This is a genomic window from Microcoleus sp. S13_B4 (genome assembly GCF_036700885.1).
Taxonomy (GTDB): domain Bacteria; phylum Cyanobacteriota; class Cyanobacteriia; order Cyanobacteriales; family Microcoleaceae; genus Microcoleus.
Genome location: NZ_JAUBPU010000082.1, coordinates 1 through 21,065 on the forward strand (window position 1 = coordinate 1; position 21,065 = coordinate 21,065).

At 45.3% G+C, this 21,065-nt stretch carries 15 protein-coding genes, 1 tRNA gene and 3 pseudogenes; 9 read left to right on the forward strand and 10 right to left on the reverse strand.

Annotated elements, in window-relative coordinates; all coding sequences use genetic code 11:
* Positions 1 to 266: 266 nt before the first annotated feature.
* From QT994_RS25235 to QT994_RS25255, 5 genes are all read right to left on the reverse strand, one after another.
* Positions 267 to 602 (reverse strand): XisI protein, encoded by a 336-nt coding sequence (locus QT994_RS25235; RefSeq protein WP_242716329.1) that lies wholly within the window; start codon positions 600 to 602, stop codon positions 267 to 269.
* Positions 590 to 1,006 carry a XisH family protein gene (locus QT994_RS25240; RefSeq protein WP_333179470.1) on the reverse strand — a complete coding sequence of 139 codons (417 nt, stop codon included), beginning with the start codon at positions 1,004 to 1,006 and terminating at the stop codon, positions 590 to 592. Before QT994_RS25240 ends, QT994_RS25235 begins: the two co-directional genes overlap by 13 nt.
* 127 nt (positions 1,007 to 1,133) lie before the next feature.
* Positions 1,134 to 2,024, reverse strand: coding sequence for a hypothetical protein (locus QT994_RS25245; protein WP_333179473.1), 891 nt, complete (start codon positions 2,022 to 2,024; stop codon positions 1,134 to 1,136).
* Positions 2,002 to 6,306, reverse strand: a complete 4,305-nt coding sequence (locus QT994_RS25250; RefSeq protein ID WP_333179478.1) for an AAA domain-containing protein — start codon at positions 6,304 to 6,306, stop codon at positions 2,002 to 2,004. Before QT994_RS25250 ends, QT994_RS25245 begins: the two co-directional genes overlap by 23 nt.
* Positions 6,307 to 6,650: 344 nt before the next feature.
* A tRNA-His gene (locus QT994_RS25255) sits at positions 6,651 to 6,723 on the reverse strand.
* Positions 6,724 to 7,345: 622 nt separating this feature from the next.
* On the opposite strand from QT994_RS25255, the gene QT994_RS25260 reads away from it, so the two are divergent.
* From QT994_RS25260 to cobA, 4 genes are all read left to right on the forward strand, one after another.
* On the forward strand, positions 7,346 to 8,881 hold the full coding sequence (locus tag QT994_RS25260; protein WP_333179480.1) for a serine/threonine-protein kinase: 1,536 nt from the start codon (positions 7,346 to 7,348) through the stop codon (positions 8,879 to 8,881).
* A 196-nt stretch (positions 8,882 to 9,077) separates the two neighbouring features.
* A complete protein-coding gene (locus QT994_RS25265; protein ID WP_333046606.1) occupies positions 9,078 to 9,761 on the forward strand; it encodes a manganese catalase family protein in 684 nt (227 codons plus the stop codon).
* Between the two features lie 245 nt (positions 9,762 to 10,006).
* On the forward strand, positions 10,007 to 10,741 hold the full coding sequence (locus QT994_RS25270; RefSeq protein WP_333046622.1) for a sirohydrochlorin chelatase: 735 nt from the start codon (positions 10,007 to 10,009) through the stop codon (positions 10,739 to 10,741).
* Positions 10,738 to 11,547, forward strand: a complete 810-nt coding sequence (cobA, locus tag QT994_RS25275; protein ID WP_333179483.1) for a uroporphyrinogen-III C-methyltransferase — start codon at positions 10,738 to 10,740, stop codon at positions 11,545 to 11,547. Before QT994_RS25270 ends, cobA begins: the two co-directional genes overlap by 4 nt.
* A 667-nt stretch (positions 11,548 to 12,214) precedes the next feature.
* Here cobA and QT994_RS25280 read toward each other — a convergent pair.
* Positions 12,215 to 12,399 (reverse strand): annotated as a pseudogene (locus tag QT994_RS25280) (transposase family protein); the annotation flags it as partial.
* A gap of 799 nt (positions 12,400 to 13,198) precedes the next feature.
* Between QT994_RS25280 and lepB the strand changes: the two are divergent.
* Positions 13,199 to 13,792 (forward strand): signal peptidase I, encoded by a 594-nt coding sequence (gene lepB / locus QT994_RS25285; protein ID WP_333046610.1) that lies wholly within the window; start codon positions 13,199 to 13,201, stop codon positions 13,790 to 13,792.
* A 224-nt stretch (positions 13,793 to 14,016) separates the two neighbouring features.
* Positions 14,017 to 14,340 carry a DUF1825 family protein gene (locus tag QT994_RS25290; RefSeq protein WP_006632589.1) on the forward strand — a complete coding sequence of 108 codons (324 nt, stop codon included), beginning with the start codon at positions 14,017 to 14,019 and terminating at the stop codon, positions 14,338 to 14,340.
* A 114-nt stretch (positions 14,341 to 14,454) separates the two neighbouring features.
* Here QT994_RS25290 and QT994_RS25295 read toward each other — a convergent pair whose 3' ends face one another.
* Positions 14,455 to 16,374 (reverse strand): penicillin-binding protein 1A, encoded by a 1,920-nt coding sequence (locus QT994_RS25295; protein WP_333179486.1) that lies wholly within the window; start codon positions 16,372 to 16,374, stop codon positions 14,455 to 14,457.
* A 177-nt stretch (positions 16,375 to 16,551) separates the two neighbouring features.
* Between QT994_RS25295 and tyrS the strand changes: the two genes are divergently transcribed.
* The 3 genes from tyrS (at position 16,552) to QT994_RS25310 (ending at position 19,291) form a co-directional block, all read left to right on the forward strand.
* Complete coding sequence (gene tyrS / locus QT994_RS25300; RefSeq protein WP_333179492.1) at positions 16,552 to 17,784, forward strand: tyrosine--tRNA ligase; 1,233 nt, start codon at positions 16,552 to 16,554, stop codon at positions 17,782 to 17,784.
* A gap of 42 nt (positions 17,785 to 17,826) precedes the next feature.
* On the forward strand, positions 17,827 to 18,537 hold the full coding sequence (gene pyrF, locus QT994_RS25305) for an orotidine-5'-phosphate decarboxylase (RefSeq protein ID WP_333179488.1): 711 nt from the start codon (positions 17,827 to 17,829) through the stop codon (positions 18,535 to 18,537).
* Between the two features lie 154 nt (positions 18,538 to 18,691).
* Complete coding sequence (locus QT994_RS25310; protein WP_333179490.1) at positions 18,692 to 19,291, forward strand: hypothetical protein; 600 nt, start codon at positions 18,692 to 18,694, stop codon at positions 19,289 to 19,291.
* A 142-nt stretch (positions 19,292 to 19,433) separates the two neighbouring features.
* Here the strand turns inward: QT994_RS25310 and QT994_RS27950 are convergent.
* From QT994_RS27950 to QT994_RS25320, 3 genes and pseudogenes are all read right to left on the reverse strand, one after another.
* Positions 19,434 to 19,538: pseudogene (locus QT994_RS27950) on the reverse strand (IS1 family transposase); the annotation flags it as partial.
* A gap of 466 nt (positions 19,539 to 20,004) precedes the next feature.
* Positions 20,005 to 20,073: an IS1/IS1595 family N-terminal zinc-binding domain-containing protein gene (locus QT994_RS27955; RefSeq protein ID WP_445243947.1), complete on the reverse strand. Its 69-nt coding sequence runs from the start codon at positions 20,071 to 20,073 to the stop codon at positions 20,005 to 20,007.
* 122 nt (positions 20,074 to 20,195) lie between these two features.
* Positions 20,196 to 21,065, reverse strand: a pseudogene (locus QT994_RS25320) (hypothetical protein); the annotation flags it as partial.

Below are 21,065 nucleotides of genomic sequence, written 5' to 3' on the forward strand. Positions count from 1 at the left end.
GCTCCTTATTTTTTTACCTTACCATTCTCTCAAACCTTTGTCCTGTTTAGACTAGAGGTGCCTTGTCACCCGCTAAGATTGTTCTGTTGCTTCTGCTGTTAACCAAATTGGCGATCGGTTTGCTCCGAATGATTCTGCAAAACGGAATTACGCGGCGGCTACTTTGCGGATGCTGAAATGCGTTAACGCTTAGTAGGGCGAAGTAGATACTCGACTTCTTGAAGAAGCCGGGTATCTGAGTATTCTGTTTTTTTTAGCTTAATTTTTTACGCTACGCCGTAGTCAGTATACTGCCGTTTGTAGGGGGGTTGCAATCCCAAAATAATATCCTCTCTCGGTACTCCCATTGCAACTAATTCCTCCGCAGGATTTTCCTCAGTCAAATTTTGTTGAAGCCAGATTTTTCCATCTTTGATGTCAATGTGAATGAAGGTTTGATAAATCCGGGTTAAGTGTTCCCAGCCGACATTCATCCACTGATAATGATCTCGCTCTGTGTCTAAAATTAGTTGCACTTCGACTTCATCATCTGAAACATCATCTTCGGCATAACGGCTCATTAATGTCTGAACGTACTGACGATATTGAGCTAGTTTGTCCATTGTACAATTACCTCATTTGTTGCATCGTATACGATTAGCAATACCTGATACTGTTGTACCGCAGCTTGAGTAAACTCAGACTGAAAAAATGTTCTATACACGTCAATTGGTACTGCCAAGTATAATTTCCGATCGGGTTCAACAGATGCCAGCCCTAACCGATAACTGAGAAATTGTCCCAATGCAGCATAAAAGTCTGTAATTACAGAAGGATTGAGGAAGCTTTTGATTTCGACTGCAATTTTCTCCCCTCCTCGCTCCGCTGCGACTAACCTTTCTGCTCCCAAATCAACCTGAAATTTAACATTGCCAAACTTAAACCTTAGTGGATCGGCAGTAATCACCCACTGTTCTTTTTGAAGGGCTCGCTTTACGGATTCGTGGAAAGTATCTTTGGCAGACACAGACAAATTCTCAGCGCGATTGCAAACAAGTATTAATTATACCAAAATCGCGGTATACTGTCAATCGGTGCCATCCTAATTTTCTATATAGTTTTAATTTTTAAGTTAATCAGGAGTGTAGTGCTTATCATATCGTTTTCTTGGATTTCTTCTTAGATGGCTTTTGAGGAGTTTTCTGGAGGGGGATTGTCTCTGATTCTTGCTGTGCGATGTCGGGGGTTAATTTGCACAAGTCATTTAAGGAAAGTTTTTGCTGAGATTCAAGTTCGTTGAGTCGGTCTGAAGCTGTTTCTAATATTTGTTTTCCTTGTCTGACTTGAATAGTAGTTTTATTTTCGATCGCATCTAGCAACACAAAAATCGAAACTGTTTGCCAAATATCTAAATCGTCGCCGACGACATCGCAAGCAGAGACAATTTTGCCGTTTTGGGGGACGTGAATTCCTAAGCCGGAATCTTGAATTAACGGCTGGACTTCTGCTAGAGTTAAATTCGCAAGGTCGGTAATTTTATGTTCTAGCGAGACTAAATCCGCTAAATCTGGCAAGTTGACCGATGCTACTGCTAAGGCATCGAATTTAAAGGTAAGAGTTTGATTTAAAGGATCGGAAATGGCATAAATTGATTGAATTTGCGATCGACTAACCGCACCTTTCTCGAAAAAATCTCTACCTTGCGGGGCGATCGCAATTTGCCCATTTTCCGCCACCTCCAAGCTTTCCAAACTAACCAGAGTCGCCGCCGTAGTCTTCACAAAAATCTCGTCTAACCCCAGCAAATCCGCCAATTCCTTCAAAGTGGGTGCAGGTTCAAACTCAACGCCCGCCCGCAAAATGAACTCTTCCAACACGTTAAACTCGCGCGGTTCGCTAATCGCCACCTCCAGCGGAGTTTGCCGGATGGCGAAGCGGAATTGACGCGCCGCCAACACTGACAAACCCGGATTTTGTTGCTCAATTTGTTCGGCTAGCGAACTTAAATTCGAGTCTATGGGTTTAGTTGAGGACGCTAGAGACATCTACAAAACCTCCGCAGTGACGCACCGTTTTTGAAACTTCCTGATACATTTTGCCGACAGTACCTGTTTGTTGGGTAAATAAATCATGGCAGCCGACAACTACCAGCAATTCTTGAGCGCGGGAAAATGCCACATTCACCCGTTCCGGTTCCTTAGCAAATCCAATATCGCCCCTAACATTATTGCACACTGTGCTGACAATGATTACAGGTCTTTCCATGCCTTGAAATATGTCAACCGTACCAGTGCGGATGCTCAAAGCAGGGAATCTTTCGCCTTCGATTCTGTCTTTAATTGCATTTAATTGAGCAGCATAAAAAGTGATAATTCCGATTTCTTTTGGTGGTTCACCGTCAGCAACTTTGGGCCGCCAAGCTGTCTCCATTTGTTCGCACAAACGCTCGATCGCATCAATCTCCTTGACATTCAACCGCGAAGTACCCTGTTTTTCCTCTTCAAACCCTTGTCCGATCGGCGTTTTCACCCACAGAATGTGATTATTTTCTTGAATAATTTTACCTGCGAGGCTGTGGGCGCGTTTGGTGTCAGCTTCCTGAATGCCACAGTTGAGCTTTTGCTGGTAAAACTGATTAATTGCGCCCATGATTTGTGGGTGCATTCGGTATTGAGTTGTCAGCATTTTTTTGATGCTGTCGCTGGCATTTTCAAACAAAACTTTGAACAAAGATTCTTTTATGAAGCTAAGTTCGTCTCCGGTACAGCCGATGTCTTCGGCGATATCGTCGATCGTACTTTGATTAAACATCGGCGGCAATTGCCTGTGATCGCCCACTAATACTAACTTTCGGCCTTTCAAAGCGGGGATTAATAACTCTGGAGGAGTGCATTTGCTAACTTCGTCAATAATCACGGCATCAAAGCTGGGAAAGTTTTTAGTAAAATCGAAGCTAGCAGCCTGCACGCAAGTAATGCCGATTACGTTGGCATTGTCAATATAAATTTGCTTTAAATCGTTGCGGTCTTTTTCTGATGGATTGCGGAGTTTTTGAATCCAATCTGTTACAAAGTTTTGAGAACGATTTAGTGCTGTTTCTTCTTGTTCTAATTTCCGCTGCCACGTTTTGAATAGACGCTTAATTTTGTTTAAAAAAGCTACGCTGAATAATCCTGTATTCGGAACTTCGGGCTGGTATTGAGTCGGGATAGTTTGCCATGCTGACTCCCACCAGTTTCTCTCAACAATTAATGCTGCTGTCGGTTGTTGCTGTTGCAGTTGAGCGGTAATTTCGCTCAATTCTGTTTGAAGTTCGGCGAGTTGCTGCTGCGAAGTTGCAGCCGCAATTTGCAGCGGGGATAAATCCTCGTCAAGAGTGTTTTTGATTGTCTCCAAAACCCCAAAAGGATCGAGGTCAGCAATGGATTTTTCAAGCTGAATCGTGCTGGCTTTCCAAGCCTCAATTTGCTTGACAAACTGCTGCGCTTGTTCCCAAATATTCGATTTTTGGGCGAGATATTGTTCGGCTAAAATCCGCAATTTTTCAGGTACGTTTGGCTGTTGGATAATTGCTTGCAACAAATTAGTAACTTGGCTAATTTTTAAGTTCGCCTCTTGCTGCGCTGTTTCTACCTGAAGTTTAGCGGCGGATATTTGCTGCTGGCTCAAGGTTTGACCGATTTTATCTAATAATTGTTGCTGTTTGATAAGCTGCTGTTCGGTTTCGGTTTTCAGGGGAACCACGCACTGACGGGCATTGGCGAGGATACTGTGCAGCAATTCTTTGACTAGGCGATCGAAGGTAGCCTGGATATGATTTTGCTGCAAGGATTCACTATAAAATTGTTGAATGCTAGCTAAGAAAGTGGCGGCTTTTTCGATGATGAATTTGCGCTGACTTTGACTGACTTGAGAATAGCTGGCGAAGTCTTTGGCTAGTTGTTGCCATTGGGCGCGATCGCCCGCAGAGAGCAGGATCGGCGTTTGACTCAAATTTAGGTGCAAAAACTCGCTAAACCGGAACTGTTGCCCTTGTATGTCCTTAAAACCTGCGCTTTCTTCGTGGGATATCGCCTTTTGCAACCGATCCAAATCGGGCAAATTGATTTTGCATTTGGGCGGCACGATCGGCAATTTGAGCGATCGGGCAATTTTCAGCAATCCTGCGGGCAATTCTACCATATCATCCGTGAGCATTGCGCCCGTTTCCCAGCAAGTTTTCACGACTTCATAGAGCCCCGTATCCGCTGTCTCAATCCACTGTGCAACGGCGACGACAACGGCTGCAATTTCCGCTTTTCGCAGTTCCAAATTCTTGATTTTCTGTTCGAGATTGTGGCGGTGTGTCTGATTTTGCCGATCGCCCAATTCGAGTTGATTGACAGCCTCAGACATCTGCCGCGACACCCGCAACGACTCCGCAACCGTTGACATAGCGTGACAAACATCATCAGCGCGATCGAATGCCGTCTTAAATTCCGATATTTGCGCTGCTACAGTTTCCTGCAACCAAACCGCAATCCCAAACGCGCCGCAAGCAGGGCGATCGAAGCCGATTTGAGTAGCATTGCTGGCGGCAACCCGAACATTGGCCATAAAGTTTTCTACTAAAACATTGCCTTCTGAATATGGTTTTAGTCGGGGCATAAACTCGGCAACTTCTGGAGATTCCCAGTTAACCTTCGGCGCATCCAGCAAATTTTCTAGCCCGGTAACTAGAGATTCAATCTCGCTTTTTTTGGTTAAAATCTCTTCATAAGCTGCTGCTTGCTGACTGCACTTTTCCTCAATATTTGCTTGACTGTCGTGCAGGTGTTTTAGTTCATTAAAAAAATCTCTCTCGGCGGCACAGTAGGCGGTAAATCGCTCTGATTCAGCCACCAACTGCCGCAAAGATTTGACATTAGTCTGGCGCTGCGAGAGCTTTTGTTCGCAGTCAGTCGCCGTATTTTGCAGCCAAGTGCCGATCGCATTTTCCTCTAAAAACGGCTGCCCTTCTTCCTGCACCTTATGAGCTTTTCCCTTCCGCAAAGCCCGAATCGCCGGATTGTGAACTAACCGACTCAAAGCATTGTCTACAGCCAAATTTGCTTGCGAAGCAATGAGCGTTTTGCCACCCTGACGGGCAATTTGATAGCAAATCTCCGCAATCACAGTCGTTTTGCCCGTTCCCGGCGGCCCTTGAATCAAAATTAAATCCCGCGCCGAAAGCGCCGTTTCTACGGCGGCAAGTTGGTCGTCATTAGCATTGCGATTTAATAAGTTTTCCCGATCCAATTTAATCAGTTTTTCCGGCAGTCTCGCCTGAGAAGAGTCGAATAAAAACTCACTCAAATAGGGATTTTGAGCGCGGCCATCTGTCAGCATTTTTAAAGCTTTCTTCTTGCGCTCGATCTGACTGATATCGCCCGCCGCCTCAAAATACAAGAATCCTTGTTTGGGCATTTGATATCTGCCGCCCGCCATGCGATCGCCCAAATCAACATCTAACTTAATGCGTAATTTACCATGTTCAAAGTCAATTTCAGCGATGCTGCCCAATGTCTCTCCGTCTCGGCTGCTTCTGCTTCCGGGCGGCGAATCAAACAGGATAATTTCTTCATTTCTGGCTTTTTTCAGCCTTTCGCGAAAGTCGCCCAATTCTAAGGAATTTTCCTCGTAGCCGTCAAGAGTTGCGGAATTACGATCGATTTCAAAAGTGACGATTTTGAAGCCTGAACCGTAATTGTGGCCGCGAAAAGGTACACAAAATTGACGCGCTTCGGCGATGCGTTTTTCAACATTTAAAAAAGTGTGCCAAACTTTTAGCTGTTCGGTAGTCGGTATGTGTCTGTTGTCCCAAAATGGCATTTGTTGGACGCGCGCGATCGACTTAACAGGAATTGGCGATCTACTGTTAGCCAAAAGTCGCAACAGAATCGGCAAAGCATACCCATCTTTTCTGCCTCTGGGAACCGCCACCAAGCCAGCATCCAGCAGTTTTAAACCCCCGATGCCGTCTTCACAGCGTACAGTTGCTAACAACCGCAAAGTGCGATCGGCTTTTTGCAACAATTGGGGTAATTCAAAATCATCTCCATCCGTAGCAAGCAGCAATTCCCAGATTTCTTCTTCGGAATATCTCTCATTTACCTTTTGGCGGCGCACGTAAAAGAGATTGTGGGATTTCCCAGCTATCTCCGACATCAGAATTTCCGCACGTTCTTTGCATTCCCAATCGCAATATTTCGCTAAAGCTGCTTCCCCTTCAACATCGCGAATAAACTTATTAATTGTGCGATCGCCACTAAATTTATATCCCCAATCTTCTGCTACTAAAGACGGCATATTTTGATTTTAGATTTTAGATTGGATTTAAGATTAGCACATCGGAACTTGTGCCGACAAATTGGTGTCAATAACCAGCCGGAAACCCCTGAGAAATCTCGTTTTTCGCTGAGTCTAGATCCCCCTAAATCCCCCTTAATAAGGGGGACTTTGATGACGCTCTTGTCCCCCCCTTATTAAGGGGGGTTAGGGGGGATCGAGCCCTAACTGTCAAACAGCAGACCTATACTACTTTTAACGTTAAGTTGACACAAATGATGCCGACAGAACCGCTAAATCCCAAAGATTAAGGTTTGCCGAAGCCCACCTGGAGGTGATCGAATTAAACAGTTCAGAATTAAAAGGGCGAATGATGGGAATTGAACCCACGAATGGTGGTACCACAAACCACTGCCTTAACCACTTGGCTACACTCGCCATAACGTTTCTAACTATAGCATCACATATCAGCACAAGTCTAGGGGTAAAGCAAAAAAATTTTGAAATATTTCTGAACGTCCCTGAACCGGACAGATCGGTTGTGCCTTAAATTCCCAGCACAGTAGGAGTTTAGCACAATTTTCGGTCGGCGCGATCGGCAATTATCCCGCCCCCAGCAGTCATGCGTCCCAATTCTGCCGCTTTGGCAGCGTCCCGATTCGGCCCAGCGCATTAAAATAGCCTTATCAGCCCAGGGGCATCTAAATTTTACAGTCAAGTTTGATAAAACTCACATCTTGCACCATTCTCAAGAACAGGCAAGATGCCTGTTCCACAAAAAATGAATTTCTTGTAGGGTGGGCTCATCTAGCCCGCCCCTAAAAGCCTGATTGAGAATGGTGCAAAATCTCAGATGAAATGCTTGTAGGGTGTCCCGCCCGCCCGAAAAATACAACGCAAGAAGCGGGACAGCTTATTCCACACTGCATGAGTTATCAACCATTCCTCTTCTGTCTCTTCTCTCTTCCCTCGCGCAGCTTCGCGTCTTCGCGGTTCCTTAAAAAAAACTCTTCCCCGCAATCCAAAATCTAAAATCTAAAATCTAAAATCTAAAATCAATATGAGCTACTGTATCAACCCAGAATGCCAAAATCCTCAAAACTCCAACACCGCAAAATTTTGCTTAAACTGCGGCTTTAACCTGTTGCTGAGACAGCGATATCGCCCGATTGAACTTTTAGGTAGAGGCGGATTTGGTAAAACTTTCCTAGCAATTGATGAAGACATCCCATCTCTACCCCCCTGTGCAGTCAAGCAATTTTATTTTTACGACCGCGACCCCAAAATTTTTAACAAAGCCGTTGAATTATTTCGGCAAGAAGGCGTCCGTTTAGACGAACTCGGAAAACACCCGCAAATCCCTACATTATTAGCCTGCTTTGAACAAGAAGGTCATATTTATTTAGTTCAAGAGTTTATAGACGGGCCGACTCTTAAACAAGAATTAGACAAGAGTGTCTACGATGAAAATCAAATTTGGCAACTGCTGCAAGACTTATTGCCGGTGCTGCAATTTATCCATGACAAGCGCGTCGTTCACCGCGACATCAAACCCGAAAATATTATCCGCCGACAGTCAGACAACAAACTCGTATTGATCGATTTCGGCATTGCCAAACTGCTGACTGATTCAGCCTTGCTTCGTCCAGCAACGCTCATTGGCAGTCAAGATTATGTAGCTCCCGAACAAATGCGCGGCAAAGTATTTCCTGCTAGTGACCTTTACAGTTTAGGTGTTACTTGCATTCGCCTAATGACGCAAGTTCCTCCCTTGGATATGTACGACTGCAACAACGAGCGCTGGTGGTGGCGCGAGTTTCTCCCCAAAGCCACGAGTATTAGCGACGATTTAGGCGAAATTTTAGATAAATTGCTGCAAACTCATCTCAATCAGCGGTACAGTTTTGCTGCGGAAGTTTTGCAAGATATCCAAGCAGCTTTAGATATTCGTCATCAAAATTGGGTTTCGTCCCAAAAATTGATCGCTCCTGCTCTCGGTAATAGCGACAACTCAACCGATATCAGCGCCCTACAAACTCCTGATTGTCCAATTTTACCCACAAATGCCGTCCCCAATTCGGCAGAAAATTTGTCCTTATCTGTTACTTCAAATACTTCAAATCTCGATCCCACCCTAATTTCTGCACGGGGAGTTGATTATACCAAACTGCGCGATTTTTTGTCTAACAAAAAGTGGAAAGAAGCCGATCGCGAAACTTGGGGCTTGATGTGTCAATCTCTTTCCCAGGCACCGGGAACTCAGCTAGAAATAAGCCAAATTTACCAGCTACCGTGCGAAGATTTGCAAACAGTCGATCGCCTTTGGTTGCACTACAGTCAAGGTCGGTTTGGCTTCAGCGTCCAAAAGGAGATTTATGAAAGCGTTAAGGGAGACTATATCAGATTTTGCGATCGGGTCAATTGGCAAACCTACAATTCTACTACTACTTTAGGGCAGATTAAATTTAGTCAGCAAGCACCAATCGGACACCTCCCCTCTCGCAGTTGGGTTGGTGGCATTCAGTGGCTGCGGCATCTCGATGCCCTGTCTGCAAAATTAACCGAGTGCGACAATAATGCAGCTTCTAAATTGTAATTTGGTCTACCGACTAACTAAGTAAAATTTCATATTTAAACTCTACCTGAAAGCAGAGAAATTTGTCGCGATAGATGTATCCATCGACCGAGGCTCGGTGCGATCGCTTGTCGCACAATGGATTCTGAAGGCGAACACAGATAAAGTCTGCAATCCTTCAGACTTTAACAACCGAACTAAAAAGAGGTATCGATCCATGTTTTTTCACAAAAAACAATTAATGGCTGCGGTGACAGTAGACGAAGCCAACCCCCGTTTTGCCCAATTGCTGCTAGAACAGTTTGGTGGAGCAACCGGAGAACTGACAGCAGCTCTGCAATACTGGGTGCAGTCCTTTCACTGTGAAGATGCAGGGATTAAGGATATGCTCCAAGATATTGCAATAGAAGAATTCAGCCACTTAGAAATGGTTGGTAAACTCATCGAAATTCACACCAAAAATGTTGACCAAACAGAAGCTTACAAAAGCACTTTGTTTGCGGTGCGCGGTGTAGGCCCGCACTTGCTGGATAGCCAAGGTCAAGCTTGGACGGGTGCTTATGTTAACGAAGGTGGCGATGTAGTGCGCGATTTGCGCGCTAATATTGGTGCGGAAGCAGGAGCTCGCCAAACCTACGAAGAGTTAATTAAACTAGCACCGGATATGGGAACGAAAAAGACCCTGCAGTTTCTGCTGACTCGCGAAATTTCTCACACTGAAATGTTCATGAAAGCTCTGGAATCGCTGGGCAAACTCACCGATCCGATGTTCGGCAATATTCCGCCAGATTCCACTGTGGATCTCTACTTTAACTTGTCCACAAATGGCAAGGATGAACGCGGTCCTTGGAACTCGGAACCTACTTTCCAATACATTGCAGATCCCGCTCCTAAAGGTTAATTTGAGAGTTGTTTAGCGTGTGTGGCTTAGAAGATTTAAGCCCTGTTTTAAGTAATCTTTAAGCCGCCCACCTTCTTTTGTAAGGTGGGCGGCTTACAAGATTTAAGCCCTGTGTTGAGTAATTTTCCAGTCACGCACCCTAGGATATCGGAGTTTTGTGTTGAGTATTTTTTAAGTCAGGCGCCCTACGGTGTTATAATTATTTGAGATCCGGATCGAATATTAACATCAAATCCATATTGAAATTGCGATCGACCTATTTATTAGTATCTCACGGCAGCCGCGACCCCAGACCCCAACTAGCTTTGGAAAACCTAGGTCAACTGCTGTCTCAAAATTTGGCTGACTCGTTCCCCGCAGTAGCAACCGCCACCTTAGAACTCGGGCCCGCACCGCTGCACGAACAAATTTGCAGTTTTGGCGATCGTACCCTGTCGCTGGGACTGACAAAATTGCAAATCCTGCCTGTATTTTTATTGCCGGGAGTTCACGTCGCCGAAGACATACCGGCAGAGGTGGAAATTGCCCAAAAAACTTTTGGTGACAAGCTAAAAATTGAATTGCGCCCGCATTTAGGTTCCCAGGAAGCAGGCTTAACACAATTGGTAAAAAGTCAGATGCAAGAGGTGACTTTTCTCCCCAATTTGCTATTGCCAAAATGGATTTTATTATCTCACGGCAGCCGTCGCCCCGGAGGTAACTCGATTGTTGAGCAAATCGCCAGCAAACTCGGTGCCCAGACAGCTTATTGGTCGGTAAAGCCGAGTTTGGAAGAGCAAATTGACAGTTTGGTTCGTGGTGGACAGCAGCAAATAGGGATTGTGCCATACTTCTTATTTAATGGAGGAATTACAGATGCGATCGCCAAAACTGTCGCACAGCTAAAGCAGCAATTTCCCGAGGCGGAACTTCATCTCGCAAATCCTCTAGGCGCAAGTGTACAATTAGCAGACTTAATTGGGAATTTAATTCAAAAATGAACCGCAGAGGCAAAGAAGAGGTAAAGGAAGCAAGAAAAATGTCTTTAGGAAAAGTGTATTTAGTAGGTGCGGGGCCTGGAGATCCGGGCTTGATGACCTTGAAGGGAAAAGCTCTGTTAGAGTGTGCCGATGTGGTGATTTATGACGCTTTAGTCAGCCCTCAAATTTTGGCAGCAATCAACCCTCAAGCAGAACGAATTGATGCCGGAAAACGCAAAGGCCGTCACTCGTTAATGCAAGATGAAACAACTCAGTTAATGATAGAAAAAGCTGGAGATAATGCGATCGTAGTTCGTCTCAAAGGCGGCGATCCGTTTATCTTCGGTCGCGGCGGCGAAGAAATGGAAGAGTTGGTAAAAGCTGGAGTGTCAGTAGAAGTCGTCCCCGGCGTAACTTCTGGGATTGCGGCCCCTGCTTATGCGGGAATTCCTTTAACACACCGATCGTACAGTTCCTCTGTCACCTTTGTCACAGGTCACGAATCAGCAGGAAAATATCGACCGGAAGTAAATTGGCAGGCGATCGCCCGTGGCTCCGAAACCATTGTAGTATACATGGGAATCCACAATTTGCCTTACATTATCGGCCAGTTAACAGCAGCCCAATTGAGTGCAGAAACGCCTATAGCATTAGTACGCTGGGGAACGCGGCCGGAACAAGAAGAATTGATCGGGACTTTGGGTAGCATTGTAGAGCAAGTTGAGGCAGCCGGATTTGCAGCACCTGCGATCGCAGTAATCGGAAACGTCGTCAATTTGCACTCGATATTGTCGGGCTGTCGCCCCGTTTCTCAGACTGTAGAATAAGCCGGAGAATGGGGTCAGAAGAGCTCTAATTTCGATGCTTTGATTTCAATGCGTCTGATTTGGCTCCTCAGCGGGGACGAGGGCCCGCTCGATGTCATTCCGATGTCATTCCAGGACGCATCAATGACATAAATATGTCATTGCTCACTCTTAAGCGTTAGCTTTCGCGCTGCGACAGAAAGCAATCGCAGCATCTGTTGTTCATTGGTTTTCCGTCCAGCACTAGATGTCACTTCCAGCGTGCGGAAAATCTCCCCGTTTGTTGGCAATCATCGCGTGTTGTTGGGGGATAATTTGATAGTATTTTTCTGGGGCGTTTTTTGAGGCTTTGCTTCCTGAGTTTCGGTTGCATAAATGTGGGTTTCGATTCGTGTACTGCAAGATAGAGTATTTTCTTCTTGGCCTTGAGCGCCCGAAACCTACAAAACTTTAATCAATAGTTGCTCTGAGATTTATAGAACTTGCATATATTGAAGGCTCCCGCCCAAAAATGGATACAATCCCCCGACTTAAATGAGGGAGATCTAAAAATTTTAGACCCTCGTTCCAGCTCCAAAATTCATCTGTGGAGTAAATCTAAAATCTAAAATCTAAAATCTAAACTCGACTGACAGAACCAAAACACCATTCAATGTTTAGGAGGCACTAGATGAGTTCCCAATTAGTTCCGCAACCCTTTATATTTAGCTCGACCGTAAGTTTCGATATCCACCCATGTATCAGCACCGCAAATCACGGCACAAATTGAGATGGTGATAATATCAATTAATTGATGAGGTTTCGTCCGCTCAATTCTTAGATATTCTCCTTCGGAAAATGGTCAGCAATGGTGATTTGAGGTTGAAGTTTCATAATGGTAAACTCTAATTAAATGTTTTTAGGTAGTCAAGAATTATTCTCCAATATACCATATTCTGTTAACATAAAATTTAGAGGCGTTCGCCCTGTGAAAGCAATGAATCTATTTGTTTTTGTTGCGAAGTTACAGTTTTACTAAAACCTCTTGCAATTGATAACACGCATCAACTACAATAAACTACAGAAAAAATGAGTCGGGTATAACTGTAGCCTATTTTGGGTTGAAGTTAAGATGCGTTTACCCTGCATGACTTCATTACTTTCGTAATGATTAGGTTAGAGGATTTTTGCTGGCGGTGTCGGTATTCAGCTCTCCCGATTGCCCGCGTTCACCCCCGCTTTACGTAAAGGTTGTCAATCTTCATGTAGGGGAAACCAGACTTAACTTTGGCTCTCTGTTCTGTGTGCTTTCAATCACGCACCATGATGTCAGGACTTGATTTATTTTGGATTTTGGTTATGATGATGTTGGTTTGCACCTCCATCTTTCCCGTTTTTCCCCTAGTTGTCTTAGCTAGATGCTCGACTAGGTTTTCTCACCTGCATGAGTAGTAAGTTATCGGCGACGGGGGATTAAAGTGCGAACTCTAACCCTGATGGGTTTACCATATCGCTGCTAGTCATCCTCCCTTTCGGGTATCAACTAAACGAATCGCACCTGCCTTTAAATTGTATATTTTGGGCGGGTTCGCGTGTCCAGCCTGCTCAGGGTTTGATTATTTCTTGAGATGCAATTTAAATGCTGATGGGCTTAATTAGATAATTAGTGGCAACTATATATCGGAGGACTTTCATGACATCTGAAAAAAATAATTTGGGTACAAAAGTAGCAGAAAATCCGCCTGAAACCTGGTGGCAGAAGGCGTGGAAGTCACAGCGAGAAAATCTTCAGATAGTGATTATTGCTTTGAGTTTAGCCATAGTTATTCGAGCGTGGGTCGCAGAACCGCGCTATATACCCTCAGATTCTATGGTACCAACTTTGCACGTGGGCGATCGCGTCGTAGTCGAAAAAATCTCCTACTACCTCGAACCTCCAAAAACTGGCGACATCGTAGTATTTACTCCCCCAGAAAAGTTGCAAGAAGAAGGCTTTACCCAAGACCAAGCATTCATCAAGCGGGTAATTGGCTTACCGGGTCAAACCGTCGCCGTTAAAAAAGGTTTAGTTTATCTCAACGACAAACCCCTCGTCGAAAAATATATTGCCGAACCTCCTAAATACCAGTGGGGGCCTTATCGCGTCCCAGAAAATGAATACTTTGTGATGGGAGACAACCGGAACAACAGCAACGACTCCAGCAGGTGGGGATTTTTACCTAAGCAGAATATCATCGGCCGCGCTGTAGTGCGGTTTTGGCCTCTAGAACGCATCGGGGAAGTTTGAAGTCAGTTGACTGTTGACAGTTGACTGTTGACAGTTGATTGTTGACAGTTGACTGTTGTCATCGCAAGCCCGATGCCCGATGCCTCTGCTGTACGGAAATTTCTACTTATTCTTGTACCTAGAGGGGTAGGGACTTCCTCCGGCAACTGATAAAATAGTACAAAAAGCATCGGGATTTCTCGCCTAGATCAAAATTAGTAGAATATTAAAAAATTAGGAAAGCTATGGGATTTTTTGATTCAGAAATTGTTCAGCAAGAAGCCAAGCTGTTGTTTGAAGACTATCAATCTCTCATCAAACTAGGTGGCAATTACGGCAAATTCGATCGCGAAGGCAAGAAAATGTTCATCGCTCAGATGGAATCAATGATGGAGCGCTACCGTATTTTTATGAAGCGCTTCGAGCTTTCTGAGGACTTCATGGCTCAGATGACTGTAGAGCAGTTAAAAACACAGCTCAATCAATTTGGCATCACGCCCCAGCAGATGTTTGAGCAAATGAACTCAACGCTGGAGCGGATGAAATCTGAGCTAGAAAAACAATCTTAAGGTCAGATGTTGAAGTAATTGGTAATTGGTAATTATCAACAACTCCCCAACACCAACTGACAACTGCTTTCCTGTCAACAGTCAACAGTCAACAGTCAACAGTCAACTGACTAATTAAGGCCGCTCAAAAGATGAAGCAGGTTTGAAATTTTCTGCGGGAACGCCTTCCAAAGCTTGGCTCATAAAATCACGCCAAACAGGGGCGACAATAGTACCGCCAGTAGCACCGTAGCTCATCGGTCTGTAATTGTCGTTGCCCATCCAAACAGCCACAGACAACTGTGGCACGTAACCCACAAACCAGATATCCCGTTCTGAGGAAGTTGTACCAGTTTTTCCAGCAGCCGGCCGCCCAAGTTGAGCCGCCCTTGCTGTTCCGTTGTTAATTACCCCTTGCAGGGCGCTATTGACAGATGCCGCCGCCCAGGAATTGAGAACTAATTTGGGTTTGGGCGTATTGTCGAGCAAGACGTTGCCGCTGCTGTCAGTGACTTGCACGATAAACGTGGTGTCAGAATGCCAGCCGTTGTTGGCGAAGGTAGCAAAAGCTCCGGCCATTTCTAAAGGAGTTAGGTCAACGGCACCCAAGGGCAAAGAAATCACGGGTTCCATCGGACTTCTGATGCCGAGTACGCGGCAAATCTCAATCACTTTATTCAATCCCACTTCTTGCCCAAGCTTGATGGCGGGAATGTTCAGAGACGATTCCAAAGCTCTGCGGATGGTGACGGCACCGGAGAAGCCGCCGCCGTAGTTTTGAGGGTAGTAGTAGCCGTCGCCGTCGCGGTAGCCGACAGGGGAGTCGTAGACAACTGAATCCGGGGTGTATTTGCCACTAGCAAAGGCAGCGTAGTAGATAAAAGGCTTAAAAGAAGATCCGGGCTGGCGGCGTGCTTGAATGGCGCGGTTGAACTGACTCTTTTCGTAATCGACGCCGCCAACCATTGCTTTGACGAAGTGGGTGCGGGGATCGACGGCTGCTAGGGCAATTTGACCTTCCTCGCGATCGTAAAACAGCCCTTGGTAGTAAAGCCGTTCGTGCCACGCTTTGACTGTTTCTTCGGCTATGCGCTGCATTTTGAGGTCGATCGTGGTTTGAACGCGCATTCCTCCCTTAACCACGGCATCTCGCCCGAAACGCCTCGTTAGTTCCTGGACTACGGCTTGTGTTACATAAGGAACTTGAGAGCCGCCAAAAGAGGTAATTTTGCCTAGCTTAATTTTTTCCCCTCGGGCTGCAGTCTCTTGGGCCGGCGTAATCCATTTGAGTTCCTTCATGCGGCTTAAAACGGTGATTTGCCGCTCTTTTGCCAACTTGTAATTGACGAAAGGACTGTATTCTTCGGGGGCAGAAATTAAGCCGGCCAGCATCGCTGCTTCTGCAAGAGTCAAATTACTTGCTGACTTGTTGAAATAGCTTCGAGAGGCTGTCTCTACCCCGTACAAGTTGTGACCTAAGTAAATTTGATTCAGGTATAGTTGCAGAATTTGGTCTTTGTGGAGAATTTGCTCCAAGCGGATAGACATTACCGCTTCAGCTACCTTGCGACTAAATTTTGACTGGGGAGAAAGAAACAGGTTCTTGACTAGCTGCATAGTCAGAGTCGATCCGCCTTCAACGGTTCTACCTTTCTCTAGGTTGACTAAGAGAGCTCGGGCTATCCCGCCAGGGTTGATACCTTTGTGGGTGAAGAAGTTGCTATCTTCGATCGCCAGAACAGCTCGTTTCAGGTTCGGGGAGATTTGGTCAAGGGGTACGACATCCCGGTTGGCTTCGTCGTGGATGCTGGCTAGGGGCTTGCCGTTGATGTCGTAAATGTGGGTAGTTTCTGTAGGAGAGTAGGTTTGCAAGATCCGAACATCTGGCAAATTCCGGAAGCTGATCGCTAAGCCAACCAGTCCGCCAGCGACTACGGAACTGGCAAGCATTGTCATGCTGAGTATGGTTCCGGCGGTCACTTTACTGACTGACTGAACAAACTCGAATACGGGGGCTGAGTTTTCCGTGTTATTGCGGACTGCGTTGGTTGACACGTGGATTTCACTTCCTCACTCGATTTGGGGTTTAAGACTTTTAATTTTAGATGCGAACCCTAGAGACTGTCAGCTAATGAAAGCCGGTCAGCTTTGGGATTATAGTAGCTTGATAGTTATGTTTTTATGCGTCAACCAGTGAGTGTAACTAATTGTGCTGCACTTTGGCAAAATAATATGATGGACGATCGCTCCCCGATGATAACTCCTAACCTTTCAGCGCTTTACCGCGGCGTCAGCGAGATTTTTCCAGATCGACCTGATTCTAGCAACCCTGACGAAAATTTAGCCCAACTGCTGGCAAAAGTCGATCGACCCTTGCGAGTCAAACTGGGAATCGACGCCACAGGGGCGGACATTCACTTGGGACACAGCATTTGCTTCCGCAAGCTGCGGGCTTTTCAGGATGCCGGTCACACAGCGGTACTGGTCATCGGAGATTTTACCGCAAGAATTGGCGATCCGACAGGAAAGTCCGAGATGCGAAGCCAGTTGACGGCCGAACAAGTGGCGGAAAATGCCAAGACTTATTTAGACCAAGTGCGTCCGATTCTAGATTTTGACACGCCCGGACGTTTGGAAATTCGCTATAACTCCGAGTGGTTGTCAAAATTGGACATGGCGAAGATTTTGGAACTGCTAAGCACGATGACGGTGCAGCAGATGCTCGCTAAAGAGGGATTTGATAACAGGATGCAGCAGGAGAATGCGATTTATCTGCATGAGTTTCTGTACCCACTAATGCAGGGTTACGATTCGGTGGCTTTGGAAGCGGATGTGGAGTTAGGGGGAACCGACCAAAAGTTTAATATTGCGGTGGGGAGAGATTTGCAGCGCCATTTTGGGATGAAACCGCAGTTTGGTTTGCTGATGCCGATTTTAATCGGGACTGACGGCGTGCAGAAGATGTCGAAGTCTTTGGGCAATTATGTCGGTTTGTCGGAAGACCCGCTGACTATGTATTCTAAGTTGGAGAAAATTGCTGATAGTTCGATCGCCCAGTATTTTGAACTATTGACAGATTTGCCACTTGATGAATTGCCAGAAAATCCGCGAGAAAAACAGAAACTTTTGGCTTTGGATGTGGTGCGCCAGTATCGGGGGAAGGAAGCGGCGGAACGCGCACAACAAGATGCAATGGCGCTGGTTAAAGGTGCTGCGGGACAAGCTGATGCTGTGGCGGAGTTTTCTTTGGCAAGTGTGCAGTTTCCGGCTAAGTTGTTTTATATTCTGAGTGCTAGCGGGCTTTGTAAAAGCAGCGGTGATGCCAGGAAGTTGATGCAGGGCGGCGGGGTGAAGTTGGAGGGCGATCGGGTTTCTGATGTTAATCTTACTTTTGAATCACCGGCTGATTTATGCGGTAAGGTTTTGCAGGTTGGGAAGAATAAGTTTGTGCGATTGGTGTCTTGAATCTCTTTTTTAACCGCAGATGAATACTGAAGATGAACGCTGATGAACGCTGATAATCGAATTATTGTTGCTTTGGATGTTTCGAGTCAAGAAGAGGCGATCGCACTTCTGGACAAACTGCCTGATGTATCTTTCTGGAAAGTGGGTTTGGAACTGTTTGTGAGTTCCGGGCCGGGGATTTTGGAAATTTTAAAACAGCGGGAAAAGCGGATTTTTCTCGATTTGAAGTTTCACGATATCCCGAATACTGTGGCTGGTGCTTGTCGTGCTGCTGCTAAGTATAATGTGGATTTATTGACTATCCATTCTACTTGTGGTAAAGATGGTTTGAAAGCGGCACAGTTGGCTTTGACTGAAGGGGCGGCGGCTGTTGATCAACCGACTCCTAAGTTGATTGCAATTACTCTGTTGACGAGTTTGAATTCGCGACAGTTGGCTTTTGAGTTGAAAATACCTTTGGAGTTGCCAGAATATGCTTTGCACATGGCATTGTTGGCTAAGGAAACGGGTTTAGCTGGTGCTGTTTGTTCTCCGCAAGAGGTGGAACAGTTGCGGATGAGTTGCGGGGATGATTTTCTGTTAGTTTGTCCCGGTGTGCGTCCGAAATGGGCCGATGGGGGCGATCAAAAACGATCGATGACTCCGAAGGCGGCTTTGAAAGCTGGTGCGGATTATCTGGTGATTGGGCGGCCGATTACTGCTGCGGATGATCCGGTGGCGGCTTTTGCGCGTATTTGTGAAGAGATTGAATAACAATATGAATGTTTTTTAGGCGTTGCTGATTTATGGTATGAAAGGTTAAATATGCAAATCATAGAAACCAGTATCACAAAGCTTCTTGATTTTAAAGTTCTTTTTTCATACCCTGATTAAGCAACGCCGTTTTTTAAACCGCAGGTAAATACAGATGAACACAAATAAATTTTCATCAGCGTTCATCTGTGTTTATCTGCTGATATCTGCGGTTGCAACTCCGACTTTGGCAGTTAATTTTGTGACAAATAATGCTAACAGTATAAATGCCAGTCGGTATGATTTGTTAGTGCGATCGCCCTGTCCGGCTGATTTAGAAACTTTGGTCGATCGCCTGTTGCAAGATTTGCCGAGTTATGCTAACCGCGTAATTGTGCGATCGCACTTTTCTCCTAACACTAACACACCGCCCGGTTACGCGCTGCCTCAAATAATTTTAGCCGGCCGCCCGGAGTTTGAACCGTTACCTTTGAATTTTGAAGATGCACTTCCTGAAAATGCTAGTCAAGTTTTCATTACTACTTTGGAACGGCAGTATCGCGGGGATAAACGAGTTGAAATTCAGCAATATCATTGGCTGTTTTTAACTAAAACCGAGAACGGGTGGGAATTAGTAAAAATTGTTTCTAGGTTTGGTAATGCGGCAGATGTTCGTCCGTTGTTGCGGGGCGAGGGGGAGAAAAGCGAAATTGCTGAGGCGATTCGTTTGTGGTTGCGAGATTGTCGTGCACAAAACAAGTTGTCTCGCAACTAAATTGTATTTTTGGGCGGGCGAGACGCTCACCCCACATGAAATAATTTTTGGTAGTCAGACACAGTAATGATATCGTTTTCTGATGCAAGAATTATAGAGATGTACAAAGTTAAAAATTGCCCCAATATGGTGAGAGCAGTTTTTTTGAGAAAGACAAGGTTTTACGAACCAAACGAGAAATTCGCTGCCGTAAAGTATTATTAAATCTTTCAATATAACTGGTTTTTCCCGCTTCTTTACCTACAGGTAGATGTCTTTTAAAAGGTAGCAGTTCTGAATAAGATTCCCAAAAATCAGTATAACAAACAGCATATTGTCTATAGACAGGAGGTAAAGATTTCTAGAGTTCTTCCGCAGACTTTTTTGAGCTGTCTCCAATATAAATTCCAACAATTTTACGGGTATTTTGATCTAAAGGTATCTAGAGAAATTGCTTTTTTCGCTTGTTTTTGACAAATGGCCACATTTCATCTAGCTGTAAAGTCAAGGAACCTTTCGGTTTTTTCATCACCACAATTGCCCCCGAAATTTCGGCATATTTTTATTTACATAACTCTGGATCCATCGAATGGATACCCCCGTAGCTCTAGCAATTCCGGCTCCAGAAAGTTTTTTTAAAATCAGCCGCTCAATTAAGGATTTAGTAGAGGAGTGAAAGCTGCTTATATTGAGAATTCTCAATCTGACTGACTACTACAATTTTTACATTTAAATCACTGTTTCCCGTAAGAAGTCTTTCCATTTTTAATAAAAAAATCGCTTTGACAATTAGGACATTCCATACTTTTACCTCGGAAATTTATGTGGATTTAATATTAAACCATTACTGTGGATCACTACCAAAGCATTTAACTACTTGCGGGACATATTAGTAGAGCAAGGATTCCTCGCCCTACTAACAGCCTTAAAGCAGAGTAATTGCAGCAGATGCCGGAGCGCTGATCGAACCTGGGCCAAAGCCCAAATTCACCACCCCACCAGTCAAACCAGGAAGATTGTTAATCGTCAGACTAACGCTAGTTTGACCGGGATTAAAGTTCACCGTGCCGGACGAAGGATTCACAGCAGATGGACTAATGCTGTAGTCTACGTTGTTCACAGGTTGACCGCCACCAGGAGCAACAATCAAATAGTCCACCGAAGCCGAAACCGAAGTATTGCCAGTCCGATTAATCGTAACAACTCCAGAACCGCCATCAATAATAGGATCGGGAGACGAACCGTAAGAGAAGAAAGTCGGAGGCACAGCAGTAGTATCAACATTAGAAATCCCTTGATATTCAATTTTCCCCACTAGGTAGTCGGAACCATCGTTTTTGAAGGAGGTGGCGGCGTAGGCAGCGGTCGGGCTATCGTAAGCTTTGGCGGAGAACCGCAGTTCGTCAAAAGCAACGCTAGTGGAATTTGCTTGTATCTGGAATTTGAAACTGCCATCGGTGCGATCGCCAATGAAAGTCACTCCATCTGAAGACACAGTAATGGGTTTTGGAGCGCTCGGAGCGTTGAGGCGAGCGACCGTAAATTTGGTGGCCGGTACCAGAACCCCATTATTAAAGATTTGCAGGAAAGCAACTTCATTGCCTTGATCGCCCAAATCAGGGCTTGTTTTGGGGGTCAATCCAGCGAGGTCGATCATTGTGCTAGTGATGTCTTGGTTATCTGCCCATTTCACCTTCAGCGCCTGAGATTGATTGGTATTGGGGTTATGGTTGATTTCCGCCCGAATTTTCCTGGCGTCGGTGAACCAACCATCATAAGAGGATGGGACACCAAT

Coding starts and splice junctions, on each gene's coding strand:
- QT994_RS25235 (WP_242716329.1), bottom strand. CDS start 602: ATGGACAAACTAGCTCAATATCGTCAGTACGTTCAGACATTAATGAGC.
- QT994_RS25245 (WP_333179473.1), bottom strand. CDS start 2,024: ATGTCTCTAGCGTCCTCAACTAAACCCATAGACTCGAATTTAAGTTCG.
- QT994_RS25250 (WP_333179478.1), bottom strand. CDS start 6,306: ATGCCGTCTTTAGTAGCAGAAGATTGGGGATATAAATTTAGTGGCGAT.
- QT994_RS25260 (WP_333179480.1), top strand. CDS start 7,346: ATGAGCTACTGTATCAACCCAGAATGCCAAAATCCTCAAAACTCCAAC.
- QT994_RS25265 (WP_333046606.1), top strand. CDS start 9,078: ATGTTTTTTCACAAAAAACAATTAATGGCTGCGGTGACAGTAGACGAA.
- cobA (WP_333179483.1), top strand. CDS start 10,738: ATGAACCGCAGAGGCAAAGAAGAGGTAAAGGAAGCAAGAAAAATGTCT.
- lepB (WP_333046610.1), top strand. CDS start 13,199: ATGACATCTGAAAAAAATAATTTGGGTACAAAAGTAGCAGAAAATCCG.
- QT994_RS25290 (WP_006632589.1), top strand. CDS start 14,017: ATGGGATTTTTTGATTCAGAAATTGTTCAGCAAGAAGCCAAGCTGTTG.
- tyrS (WP_333179492.1), top strand. CDS start 16,552: ATGATGGACGATCGCTCCCCGATGATAACTCCTAACCTTTCAGCGCTT.
- pyrF (WP_333179488.1), top strand. CDS start 17,827: ATGAACGCTGATAATCGAATTATTGTTGCTTTGGATGTTTCGAGTCAA.
- QT994_RS25310 (WP_333179490.1), top strand. CDS start 18,692: ATGAACACAAATAAATTTTCATCAGCGTTCATCTGTGTTTATCTGCTG.